At 70.1% G+C, this 12,544-nt stretch carries 9 protein-coding genes; 6 read left to right on the forward strand and 3 right to left on the reverse strand.

From position 1 onward, the window contains the following. The 5 genes from mtrB (at position 1) to OG413_RS16215 (ending at position 6,714) form a co-directional block, all read left to right on the forward strand. A complete protein-coding gene (gene mtrB, locus OG413_RS16195; RefSeq protein WP_266806227.1) occupies positions 1–2,040 on the forward strand; it encodes an MtrAB system histidine kinase MtrB in 2,040 nt (679 codons plus the stop codon). Between the two features lie 34 nt (positions 2,041–2,074). Further along, on the forward strand, positions 2,075–3,895 hold the full coding sequence (locus OG413_RS16200) for an LpqB family beta-propeller domain-containing protein (RefSeq protein WP_266810186.1): 1,821 nt from the start codon (positions 2,075–2,077) through the stop codon (positions 3,893–3,895). A 110-nt stretch (positions 3,896–4,005) separates the two neighbouring features. Next, positions 4,006–4,758 carry a ComF family protein gene (locus tag OG413_RS16205; protein WP_266806229.1) on the forward strand — a complete coding sequence of 251 codons (753 nt, stop codon included), beginning with the start codon at positions 4,006–4,008 and terminating at the stop codon, positions 4,756–4,758. A 329-nt stretch (positions 4,759–5,087) separates the two neighbouring features. Then, the gene (gene raiA / locus OG413_RS16210) at positions 5,088–5,777 is read left to right on the forward strand and encodes a ribosome-associated translation inhibitor RaiA (protein WP_266806230.1); all 690 of its coding nucleotides are present in this window, start codon (positions 5,088–5,090) and stop codon (positions 5,775–5,777) included. Positions 5,778–5,961: 184 nt separating this feature from the next. After that, positions 5,962–6,714 (forward strand): response regulator transcription factor, encoded by a 753-nt coding sequence (locus tag OG413_RS16215; RefSeq protein WP_266806232.1) that lies wholly within the window; start codon positions 5,962–5,964, stop codon positions 6,712–6,714. Between the two features lie 30 nt (positions 6,715–6,744). Here the strand turns inward: OG413_RS16215 and OG413_RS16220 are convergent, their stop codons facing one another. Together OG413_RS16220 and OG413_RS16225 are read right to left on the reverse strand one after the other, a co-directional pair. Then, complete coding sequence (locus OG413_RS16220) at positions 6,745–7,935, reverse strand: winged helix-turn-helix domain-containing protein (RefSeq protein ID WP_266806234.1); 1,191 nt, start codon at positions 7,933–7,935, stop codon at positions 6,745–6,747. A gap of 181 nt (positions 7,936–8,116) precedes the next feature. Continuing rightward, positions 8,117–8,692: a GNAT family N-acetyltransferase gene (locus OG413_RS16225; protein ID WP_266806235.1), complete on the reverse strand. Its 576-nt coding sequence runs from the start codon at positions 8,690–8,692 to the stop codon at positions 8,117–8,119. 240 nt (positions 8,693–8,932) lie between these two features. Here OG413_RS16225 and secA point away from each other — a divergent pair, with 240 nt between their 5' ends. After that, positions 8,933–11,764, forward strand: a complete 2,832-nt coding sequence (gene secA, locus OG413_RS16230; RefSeq protein WP_266806236.1) for a preprotein translocase subunit SecA — start codon at positions 8,933–8,935, stop codon at positions 11,762–11,764. A 119-nt stretch (positions 11,765–11,883) separates the two neighbouring features. Here the strand turns inward: secA and OG413_RS16235 are convergent, their stop codons facing one another. Further along, entirely contained in the window at positions 11,884–12,312 is a 429-nt protein-coding gene (locus OG413_RS16235; protein WP_266806237.1) for an Rv3235 family protein, read from the reverse strand. Positions 12,313–12,544 lie beyond the last annotated feature (232 nt).

Genomic DNA, 12,544 nt, shown 5'->3' on the forward strand with positions numbered 1-12,544 from the left:
ATGACCCGAGGCAGCGCTGCTCCGAAGCCCGGGGAGCCGGGAGTCCGTGCGGGGCGGGCTGCCGGTCCGGGACGGAAGAGTTCCTGGGCGGGCCGATTCCCGCGGGGCGGCCGGTTGTTCAAGGACCGGGCGCCCGGCGGGCCCGTACCCCGGCTGCTGATGCGGTGGATGCGGCGCCCGCTGTTGCCCGCCGTGCGGCTGTGGCGGCGCAACCTCCAGTTCCGCGTGGTCGCGGGCACCCTGCTGATGTCCCTCGGGGTGGTGCTGCTGCTCGGCTTCGTCGTGATCGGGCAGGTGCGCAACGGGCTGCTCGACGCGAAGGCCAAGGCCGCCCAGACCCAGGCCGCCGGTGGTTTCGCCGCGGCCCAGGAGAAGGCCAACGCTCCCCTGACCCCGGGCGGACAGGGCGCCGACGGCGCCGACGGCATGACCGCCAACACCTCCTGGCGCACCGAGCTCGTCGACCAGCTCGCCAGCGGCGGCAAGAACGCCTTCAACGTGGTGGCCCTCAGCGCGGACTCCGTGACCGAGGGAGCGACCAGTCGCGCGCCGCGCGGTTCGGGCAGCGTGGAGGCATCCAGCGTGCCGGAGCGCCTGCGCAAGGCCGTGGACGAGGGGCCCGGGGCGTTCCAGACGTACTCCGAGATCCGCTATTCGTACGAAAAGGATCCGCAGCCCGGACTCGTCGTCGGCAAGCGGCTCTACGACGTAGACCATCATCCGTACGAGCTGTACTACCTCTTCCCGCTGGCGCAGGAGGAGAAGTCGCTGACGCTGGTCAAGACGACCTTGGCGACCGCGGGACTGTTCGTGGTCGTGCTGCTCGGAGCCATCGCCTGGTTCGTGGTGCGGCAGGTCGTCACGCCGGTACGGATGGCGGCAGGCATCGTCGAGCGGCTCTCCGCCGGCCGCCTCCAGGAACGGATGAAGGTCACCGGCGAGGACGACATCGCCCGGCTCGGTGAGGCCTTCAACAAGATGGCGCAGAACCTCCAGCTGAAGATCCAGCAGCTGGAGGAGCTCTCCCGGATGCAGCGGCGGTTCGTCTCGGACGTCTCGCACGAACTGCGGACCCCGCTGACGACCGTGCGCATGGCCGCCGACGTCATCCATGAGGCGCGCGCCGACTTCGACCCCGTGACGGCGCGCTCCGCCGAATTGCTCGGGGACCAGCTCGACCGCTTCGAGTCACTGCTCGCCGACCTGCTGGAGATCAGCCGGTTCGACGCGGGCGCGGCGGCGCTGGAGGCCGAGCCGATAGATCTGCGGGCGGTCGTACGACGGGTCATCGGCGGTGCCGAACCGCTCGCCGAGCGCAAGGGCACCCGGATCAGGGTCGTCGGTGACGAGCAGCCGGTGATCGCGGAGGCCGACGCCCGGCGCGTCGAGCGCGTGCTGCGCAATCTCGTGGTCAACGCCGTCGAGCACGGTGAGGGCCGGGACGTCGTGGTGCGGATGGGCGTGGCCCAGGGCGCCGTGGCCGTGGCGGTCCGGGACTACGGCGTGGGGCTCAAGCCCGGCGAGGCGACCAGGGTCTTCAACCGGTTCTGGCGGGCCGATCCGGCGCGTGCCCGTACGACCGGCGGTACGGGTCTGGGGCTGTCGATCGCCGTCGAGGACGCCCGGCTGCACGGAGGCTGGCTGCAGGCATGGGGCGAGCCGGGCGGTGGATCGCAGTTCCGGCTGACCCTGCCGCGCACGGCGGACGAGCCGCTGCGCGGTTCGCCGATACCGCTGGAGCCGGAGGACTCGCGGCGCAACCGGGAAAGCCGGATGCGCGCGGAGGCGGCGCCGGTGACCGGACGCGAGCACCGGCGGGTGTCCGTACCGAGCCAGCCCGGTTCGACGGAACGCCCCTCACTGCCCGCGCCGGCGCGCGCCCCCTTGGCCGCACGCCTGGCTCCGGCCTCCGTCCATCCGGCCGCGTTGCCCGGCAGCGGCGCACGCGTCGTGGCGCGCCCGGCCGGGGAGCGTCCGGGCGGCGGTGCCGAAACCGAAGCGCAGGATCCCGACCAGGAGGACACGACTCGTGGGCAGTGACCGTCGTCAGGGCGGCCAGGGACGCGCGGTGCGGATGTCCGCGCTGCTCGGCTGCGGCATCGTGCTGCTGGCCGGGTGCGGATCGATGCCGGTCACCGGGGACGTCAAGGCCGTCGACGCCTCGCAGCCGGGTGATTCCCAGGTGCAGGTGTACGCGGTGGCCCCGCGGGAGGGCGCGGCACCCAGTGAGGTGGTCGACGGGTTCCTGGAGTCGATGACCAGCGACGATCCGGACTTCCGGACGACCCGGAAGTATCTGACCGAGGAAGCGGCCCGTACCTGGAAGCCGAGCGAAGGCACCACGGTGCTCGCCAAGGCCCCCAACCGCAACGGCCCCTCGCTCCACGACAAGGAGCGCCGGAGCACGGAGACCTCCTACCGGCTGACCGGCGAGAAGGTCGCGGCGGTCGACGAGGAGAGCTCCTACCAGCCGCTCGCGCCCACCGACTACTCCCAGACCCTGCACCTCGTCCGGGGGAACGGGGCGGACGGCAAGGGTGAGTGGCGCATCGACATCGTGCCGGACGGCCTGGTGCTGGGCCAGTCCGACTTCAAGCGGCTCTACCGGTCCGTGAACAAGTACTACTTCGCCTCCGGCCGGACGAACGGGCAGTCCGCGCTGGTCGCCGACCCGGTGTACGTACGGAACCGGACCGATCCCGTCACCCGGATGGACACGGCGACCCAGACGGTCCGGACCCTTCTGGCCGGGCCGACGAACTGGCTGCGCCCGGTGGTCGACTCCCGCTTCCCCACCGGTACGGCGCTGCGGAAGGGCGTCACGTCGCTGGCGCCCGACGACCAGAACGTTCTGAAGGTGCCGCTCAACCAGAAGGCCGACAAGGCCGGTCAGGGCGCCTGCCGCATGATGGCCGCGCAGGTGCTCTTCACCCTGCGGGACCTGACGTCGGCGCGCGTCGAGCAGGTGGAACTGGAGAGCGACCGGGGCCGGCTGTGTTCCCTGGGCGCGGACGAGGCGGAGGAGTTCGCCTCCGACAACGGGTCCGGTGCGCCCGACAGCCAGTACTTCATCGATGACAAGGGACGGGTCCTGCGGATACCCGGGAACACGAGGGGCAGCGGTGACCCCGAGCCGGTGACCGGCCCGCTCGGCACCGGAACGGTGGTGATGAGCGCCGTCGGGGTGGCCCGTGACGAGCAGCACGCCGCCGCGGTCTCGGCGAACCACCAGAACCTGTACGTGGCCTCCATGGTCGCGGACGGCGAACTGGCCGGCCCGGCGGTGACCAGCAGGGCCAAGAAGGCCGAGGACCGGCTGTCGCGTCCCAGCTGGGACGGCCGGGGCGATCTGTGGGTCGCCGACCGCGATCCCGACAGTCGCAGGCTGCTGCGGCTGGCGAACGGCGAGGGCAAGCCGCAGGAGGTGACGGTCCCGAGTCTGGACGGCGGGCGGATCGAGGAGGTGCGGATGTCGGCGGACGGCGTCCGGATCGCTCTGCTGCTGTCGAAGGACGGGCTGATGACGCTGAAGATCGGCCGGATCGAACGGCACGGGCCCGAGTCGGCGCCGAAGGTCTCGGTCGAGGACCTGCGGCAGGCCGCACCGCAGCTCACGGACGTGACCGCGCTCTCCTGGTCGGGCCGCAGCCGTCTCGTGGTGGTCGGCAAGGAGGACGGCGGTGTCCAGCAGGTGCGTTACGTACAGGCGGACGGCTCCACGTCGTCCTCGGGTGTGCTGCCCGGGGTGAACCAGGTTCAGGCGGTCGCGGCGGCGGACGACGAGCTGCTTCCGCTGATGGCGGAGACCGTGGACGACGGGATCGTGAAGCTGTCGCCCGGCGACAACTGGCAGACGGTGCTCAAGGGAGGCATGTCGCTCGTCTACCCCGGCTGAGTCGTCCACAGCCGTGTTGTCCACAGCCGAGTCGTGCACAGCCGTGTCGCGCGCGGCCGCGGTTGTCCACAGGGGTGGTCCGGTCTCCGGGAGCCGTGCACAGTGGGCTCATGCGGGAGTGGTGGCGGGAGATCACCGGCCTGGTCCTGCCGGTGGCCTGCGGTGGCTGCGGCAGGCCCCGTACCGAGCTGTGCGGGGACTGTGGGGCGGCGCTGCTCGACGCGCGGCCGTGCCGGGTGCGGCCGTCGCCCGAGCCTCGTGGGCTGCCCGCCGTACAGGCCGCGGCCCCGTACGAGAACGCGGTACGCGCGGTGCTGCTGGCCCACAAGGAGCGAGGTGCACTGGGGCTTGCCGGGGTACTCGGAGGGGCCCTGGCGGGCGCTGTGAGGGCCGGGGAGGGCCCGTTGGGCGACGGGGGTCCCCTGCTGCTGGTGCCCGTGCCGTCGGCGCCACGGTCCACCGGGGCGCGCGGTCATGATCCGGTGCGCCGGATCGCGCTGGCGGCGGCCGGGGAACTACGGCGTGCGGGGACACCCTCGCGGGTGCTCGCGGTGCTGCGGCAGCGGCGTCCGGTGGCCGATCAGGCGGGGCTCGGGGCGCGGCAGCGGCAGGTGAACCTGGCGGGTGCGCTGGAGGTGGTGGCCGGTGGCGGGCGGCTTCTGGCGTGCGGCCGGGTGGTGCTCGTGGACGACCTCATGACGACCGGGGCGTCGCTGGCCGAGGCGGCGCGGGCCGTCGAATCCGCGCTCGGTACGGCAGGGAGAACCGCGGCCGGAGCGGCGCGGGAAAACAGGGGTTCCGGGGCGCTCCAAGCGGCGGTTGTCTCAGCTTCTCCGCTCGCCTTCGAAATAAACCGGAACTGATAGGAAACTTGCATCGTTGCAGGTAGTGAGTGGGTAAAAAGCCCTGACCGGAGGTACGGACGAGTAGCGGGTGCCGACATCGTGGTGGGCAGGCTATGTTCGGTTGTGAGGGATGGTTAATGCCAGACCTCAAGGAATGCACCACCAGGTTTCGGGCAGGCAACTCACCGGTAGTTCAAAAGCACGTGAGTCGGTGGGGCGGTGACCTCACCGGCGGGGGAGGAGGAGGCGCGAGTCACCGAGTCCGAGGCTCCGGAGAGAACCGGGGCCTGGTGCAAAAGGGAGATGCTCCGCCGTCGAGGCGGAGCGATCCGGGAACGGAGTTCTGCGTGGACATCGTCGTCAAGGGCCGCAAGACCGAGGTGCCCGAGCGGTTCCGCAAGCACGTGGCCGAGAAGCTGAAGCTGGACAAGATCCAGAAGTTCGACGGCAAGGTGATCAGCCTCGACGTCGAGGTGTCCAAGGAGCCGAATCCCCGTCAGGCCGACCGTTCCGACCGAGTGGAGATCACGCTCCGCTCCCGGGGGCCGGTCATCCGGGCGGAAGCGGCGGCGGGCGACCCTTACGCAGCGCTCGACCTGGCCACCGGCAAGCTGGAGGCGCGGCTGCGCAAGCAGCACGACAAGCGCAACAGCCGTCGTGGCAGCGGTCGGCTGTCGGCAGCCGAGGTCGGCGAGATCGTGCCGGGAGCCGCGTCGTTCAACGGCGACGGCGAACTTGTCGCCGACGAGACGGCGCCGCCCGTACCCACCACCAGGATCGGTTCGCTGGAGGTTCAGGGCGAGGGACCGCTGGTGATGCGCGAGAAGACGCACGTCGCCGCACCGATGACGCTCGACCAGGCGCTGTACGAGATGGAGCTGGTCGGGCACGACTTCTATCTGTTCGTCGACTCGGAGAGCAAGGAACCCAGCGTCGTCTACCGGCGACACGCCTACGACTACGGTGTCATTCACCTGAGGACCGACCCGTTCGCCGCCGATGAGGCCGGCGGCGCGGGTGGCGCGCTCGGCGGCTGACGCCACACTTCCGTGGTGCCCCTGGAGCGTCTGTACGCCCCCAGGGGCACCCGCGTGCGACCACAGGATCACCGCGCCGACGTCCCGGCATGAAAGCATGGCGTCCCAAGCCAATCGGTGTTCCGTGAACTGCCGTTGGCGTTCAGTTTGTGACTTCAGGCCGTGGCTTTCAGGGGGAGGAACGATGGCGAACACCTTCGGGCCCGTACGCGATGCGAGTGATTCCGACGGCACCGGTGCGCAAACCGGTGCGGACACGGGCGGCGGGTCCCGCAAGGAGCCCATCAGGGTCCTCGTGGTCGATGACCACGCGCTCTTCCGCAGGGGCCTCGAAATCGTCCTCGCGCACGAGGAGGACATCCAGGTCGTCGGTGAGGCCGGTGACGGGGCGGAGGCCGTCGACAAGGCGGCGGACCTGCTGCCGGACATCGTGCTGATGGATGTGCGGATGCCCAAACGGGGCGGTATCGAGGCGTGCACCTCCATCAAGGAGGTGGCGCCCAGCGCGAAGATCATCATGCTGACGATCAGCGACGAGGAGGCCGACCTCTACGACGCGATCAAGGCGGGCGCCACCGGATATCTCCTCAAGGAGATCTCCACCGACGAGGTGGCCACGGCGATCCGCGCGGTGGCCGACGGGCAGTCCCAGATCAGCCCGTCAATGGCGTCCAAGCTCCTCACCGAGTTCAAGTCGATGATCCAGCGCACCGACGAACGCAGGCTCGTCCCCGCGCCCCGGCTCACCGAGCGTGAACTCGAAGTCCTGAAACTCGTGGCGACGGGGATGAACAACCGGGATATCGCCAAGGAGCTGTTCATTTCCGAGAACACGGTGAAGAACCACGTCCGCAATATTCTGGAGAAGTTGCAGCTGCACTCCCGAATGGAAGCCGTGGTCTATGCCATGCGGGAGAAGATCCTGGAGATCAGGTAGGAAGTCCCGCGATCCCCCCGGCCGTCGGCGTCAGCGGAATGCCCGTGAGAACGCCTGGCCGATTTCCGCCATCAGCGGTTCACGCAGCTCCGGGGCGTCCACGCGGTCCAGCCGGACGTTCGTGCAGCCGACCCATGCCGACGCTTCCACCAGGGCTTCGGCCATCGGCACCACGGCCTTGCGGCCCATCAGGGACACCTGCCGGGCGACCAGCGTGTCGCCGTCGCGGGCCGGGTCGACCCGGCCCTGCAGCTTCCCGCCCGCCAGCAGCGGCATCGCGAAGTAGCCATGGACGCGCTTGGGCTTGGGGACGTATGCCTCCAGGCGGTGCGTGAAACCGAAGATCCGCTCCGTGCGGGCCCGCTCCCAGACCAGGGAGTCGAACGGCGACAACAGCGTCGTACGGTGCCGTCCGCGCGGCTCCGAGGCCAGCGCCTCCGGGTCCGCCCAGGCAGGCTTCGCCCAGCCCTCCACCGACACCGGCACCAGCCCGGAATCCGCCACCACGGCGTCGAACTCCTCACCCTTGAGCCGGTGGTAGTCCGCGATGTCGGCCCGGGTGCCGACGCCCAGCGACCGGCCCGCCAGAGCGACCAGGCGGCGACGGCACTCCGTATCGGTCAGGTCGTCGTGGAGCAGGGTGTCCGGGATCGCCCGCTCGGCGAGGTCGTAGACCCGCTTCCAGCCGCGCCGCTCGGTGCACACCACCTCGCCGTACATCAGCGCCCGCTCGACCGCGACCTTCGACGCCGACCAGTCCCACCACTCGCCGCCGTTCTTCGCGCCGCCCAGCTCGGTCGCCGTCAGCGGGCCTTCGGCGCGCAGCTGCTTGATCACCGTGTCGTACACCCCGTCGGGCAGGTCGTGGTGCCAGTGCGGACGGGAGCGGTAGGCGCGGCGGCGGAACGCGAAGTGCGGCCACTCCTCGACCGGCAGGATGCAAGCGGCGTGCGACCAGTACTCGAAGGCGCGGCCGCCCGACCAGTACGCCTCCTCCACCGTGCGTCGGCCGACGGCGCCGAGGCGGGCGTACGGGATGAGCTCGTGCGAGCGGGCCAGGACCGAGATCGTGTCCAGCTGGACGGCCCCGAGGTGGCGCAGCACGCCCGGCACCCCGGCCCGGCGGTCCGGGGCCCCGAGGAACCCCTGGGCGCGCAGCGCGATCCGGCGGGCCTGGTCGGCGGAGAGTTCGACTGCGGGGGGCGGCGGCACGGGCGTCATGCGTCGAACCCTAGAGGGCGGCACTGACACCCATGGCGGGATGCGGGGTTCCGGTGGGAACGGAGCCCGGGGTTCCGGTGAGAACGGGGAGTGCGGTTCCGGTGGATGTTCCGTGGACGGACCGCCCGGGCGGACCGGCGGGTGGCCCGTGTTTCCCGGCGGGTGCGGTGCCTTCCGCCGGTCAGCGCTTCGCGGGCAGATAGGGGTGGGCGCCGGGAAGCCCCAGGTCGCACGGCAGCAGCGCGGCGATCCAGGCGTCGCGCCGTACCCCCTTGTTGAGCAGCGCCGAGCGCTGCTCGCCCTCCAGGTGGAACCCGGCCCGCAGCGCGGTCGCGCGCGAGGCGACGTTGCCGACCTCGGCGCGCCACTCCAGCCGCTCCGCCGCGAGCGAGGTGAACGCCCAGCGGGCCGAGCCGCGCACCGCCTCGGTCACGTAACCGCGACCGCGGTGCTCCTTGGCCATCCAGAAGCCCACCTCGTACGTGCCCGGCAGGCTGCGGCGGTCGATGCCGAGCGCGCCGATGAGCAGCCCGCTGTCCTTGCGGACCAGGGCGAAGTTGTACATCGAGTCGTCCCGCCAGCCCGTCGGCGAGAGCGTTCCGGTGAACAGTTCCGCGTCCGTGTGCCGGTACGGGGAGGGGATGACCGTCCAGCGCTGGATGTCCGGGTCCTGGCACGCGGTGTGCACCCCGTCCGTGTCCGCGCGGCCGAAGGGGCGCAGCAGCAGACGTTCCGTGGTGAGAGTGATCGGCTCCATGGAAGGATTCTGGTCAGTCGGCCCGCGTGATGCGAGCACTTTTGGGGCTTCCCGGCACCTTCCGTGCCTTCCGGCCGTTGTCCTGGAAGGGCGCTGCGAGGCCAACGCGGCGGCAGCCCTCCCGACGCGGTGGGGTCCTCGCTTACGATGGCCGTTGCGGTGGGGCCCACCTGCCGTGCCCGCGCCAGAGTCCATTACACGACCCAGTGCCAGGCCCGACCGGCAAGGAGACCAGCCTCAGTGTCCGTCTTCAACAAGCTCATGCGTGCAGGCGAAGGCAAGATCCTGCGCAAACTGCACCGCATCGCGGACCAGGTCAGCTCCATCGAAGAGGACTTCGTCAACCTCTCCGACGCCGAGCTGCGGGCGCTCACCGACGAGTACAAGGAACGGTACGCGGACGGCGAGAGCCTGGACGACCTGCTTCCCGAAGCCTTCGCGACGGTCCGTGAGGCCGCCAAGCGTGCCCTCGGACAGCGCCACTACGACGTCCAGATGATGGGCGGCGCAGCCCTGCACCTCGGCTACGTGGCCGAGATGAAGACCGGTGAGGGCAAGACCCTCGTCGGCACCCTGCCCGCGTATCTCAACGCGCTCTCCGGCAAGGGCGTGCACCTGATCACGGTCAATGACTACTTGGCCGAGCGCGACTCCGAGATGATGGGCCGGGTGCACAAGTTCCTCGGCCTGGAGGTCGGCTGCATCATCGCCAACATGACCCCGGCGCAGCGCCGTGAGCAGTACGCCTGCGACATCACGTACGGCACGAACAACGAGTTCGGCTTCGATTACCTCCGCGACAACATGGCGTGGTCCCAGGACGAGCTCGTCCAGCGCGGCCACAACTTCGCGATCGTCGACGAGGTCGACTCGATCCTCGTCGACGAGGCCCGTACGCCGCTGATCATCTCCGGCCCCGCCGACCAGGCCACCAAGTGGTACGGCGACTTCGCGAAGCTGGTCACGCGCCTCACCCGCGGTGAGGCGGGCAACCCGCTGAAGGGGCTTGAGGAGACCGGCGACTACGAGGTCGACGAGAAGAAGCGCACCGTCGCCATCCACGAGCCCGGTGTGGCGAAGGTCGAGGACTGGCTCGGCATCGAGAACCTCTACGAGTCGGTGAACACGCCGCTCGTGGGGTACCTCAACAACGCCATCAAGGCCAAGGAACTCTTCAAGAAGGACAAGGACTACGTCGTCATCGACGGCGAAGTCATGATCGTCGACGAGCACACCGGCCGTATCCTCGCCGGCCGCCGCTACAACGAGGGCATGCACCAGGCGATCGAGGCGAAGGAAGGGGTGGACATCAAGGACGAGAACCAGACCCTCGCCACGATCACCCTGCAGAACTTCTTCCGCCTCTACGGCAAGCTCTCCGGCATGACCGGTACGGCGATGACCGAGGCCGCCGAGTTCCACCAGATCTACAAGCTGGGCGTCGTGCCGATCCCGACGAACCGGCCGATGGTCCGCGCCGACCAGTCGGACCTGATCTACCGCACCGAGGTCGCGAAGTTCGCCGCGGTCGTCGACGACATCGCCGAGAAGCACGAGAAGGGGCAGCCGATCCTGGTCGGCACCACTTCGGTCGAGAAGTCCGAGTACCTCTCGCAGCAGCTCTCCAAGCGGGGCGTCCAGCACGAGGTCCTCAACGCCAAGCAGCACGACCGGGAGGCGACGATCGTCGCCCAGGCCGGCCGCAAGGGCGCGGTGACCGTCGCCACGAACATGGCCGGCCGAGGCACCGACATCAAGCTCGGCGGCAACCCGGACGACCTCGCCGAGGCGGAGCTGCGCCAGCGCGGTCTCGACCCGGTCGACCATGTCGAGGAGTGGGCGGCAGCGCTGCCCGCCGCGATGGAGAAGGCCGAGCAGGCCGTGAAGGCCGAGTTCGAAGAGGTCAAGGATCTCGGCGGGCTGTACGTGCTGGGCACCGAGCGGCACGAGTCGCGCCGTATCGACAACCAGCTGCGCGGTCGTTCCGGCCGCCAGGGCGACCCGGGCGAGTCCCGTTTCTACCTGTCGCTGGGCGATGACCTGATGCGCCTGTTCAAGGCCCAGATGGTCGAGCGCGTCATGTCGATGGCCAATGTGCCGGACGATGTGCCGATCGAGAACAAGATGGTCACCCGGGCCATCGCGTCGGCCCAGTCGCAGGTCGAGCAGCAGAACTTCGAGACGCGTAAGAACGTCCTGAAGTACGACGAGGTGCTCAACCGGCAGCGCGAGGTCATCTACGGTGAGCGCCGTCGTGTTCTGGAGGGTGAGGATCTCCAGGACCAGATCCGTCACTTCATGGACGACACGATCGACGACTACATCCGGCAGGAGACCGCCGAGGGCTTCGCCGAGGAGTGGGACCTCGACCGGCTGTGGGGCGCCTTCAAGCAGCTCTACCCGGTGAAGGTCACGGTCGTGGAGCTGGAGGAGGCCGCCGGGGACCTGGCCGGCGTCACCGCGGAGTTCATCGCCGAGTCCGTCAAGGACGACATTCACGACCAGTACGCGGAGCGCGAGAAGACGCTCGGCTCCGACATCATGCGTGAGCTGGAGCGGCGCGTGGTGCTGTCCGTCCTGGACCGCAAGTGGCGTGAGCACCTCTACGAGATGGACTATCTCCAGGAGGGCATCGGCCTGCGGGCCATGGCGCAGAAGGACCCGCTGGTCGAGTACCAGCGCGAGGGCTTCGACATGTTCAACGCCATGATGGAGGGCATCAAGGAGGAGTCCGTCGGCTACCTGTTCAACCTGGAGGTCCAGGTCGAGCAGCAGGTCGAAGAGGTTCCGGTGCAGGACGCGTCCGGGCCGACCTCGCTGTCCAAGGAGGACGCGCCCGTCGCGGCGGTCTCCCGTCCGGAGATCCGGGCCAAGGGCCTGGACGCGCCGCAGCGGCCGGACCGGCTGCACTTCTCCGCTCCCACGGTGGACGGGGAGGGCGGCGTCGTCGAGGGCGACTTCTCCAACGGTGACGGTGACGGCGCGCGGTCCGAGGCGGACGGGATGACGCGTGCGGAGCGGCGCAAGGCGCAGAAGGGCGGCGGCACCGGAGGGCGTCGTCGCAAGAAGTAGCGCGGGGCGCTGAGCCGGCGGTTCGGGGACCCGTACCGCGGCCGGGCGCAGGACGGCCGGGGCCGGGCACCTTGTGGTGTCCGGCCCCGCGTGTGTCCGGGCGAGACCGTGGGGCGCGCTCAATGGACGGCCTGGCTCGATTCGCCGAGTTCCACCGCGGCGCATCGCCAGCGGAGGTCGGTGCCCTGTTCCAGGCGGAAGGCCATGGCCTGGATCCGGTCGCCCGCCGTGATGCTCGCGAACGCCTCGACGACACCCGTGGCGGGCTGGGCACCGCGACAGCGGCGTACGACGGGACGGCTGCCCCTGGTGGCCCTCAGCGGGGTGCCCGGCGCCAGCTCGGCCAGCTGGTCGTAGGCCTCGCCGATGGTGTGGCCGAGCATCCAGTGCACCGGTCGCTGGCCGCTGAGGACCGCGAGCAGGCGTTCGGCGAACCAATGGTGCGGGCGGTGCGGCTGCCGGGGCCGCAGCGGCGTTCGCTGCGGAGGTACGGTGCCGGGCCTGCGCTGGTCGCGCCGGCCGGTGGGTCGCCTGTTGTCCGTGCTCATACTCATCGCCCCCGTTGAACCCGGGCCCGGTCGAATACCGGACGGTAACTTCTGCTGGGGATCTTCTACGGGGACGGTCGTCAGCGCCGCAAGGGGCCCGGGGGACGGGCACGCGCGGCGGCTGGTTCACCTATCAGTGGCACGCGCCTTGTGCCGCAAGGCGTACGACGGGGGTGACGGGCCGTTGCCGGTGGACGGTCGAGGCCGATCACTGGGACCCGAAAGGGGACGT

It is taken from the genome of Streptomyces sp. NBC_01433, from assembly GCF_026340105.1.
Classification (GTDB): Bacteria; Actinomycetota; Actinomycetes; order Streptomycetales; family Streptomycetaceae; genus Streptomyces.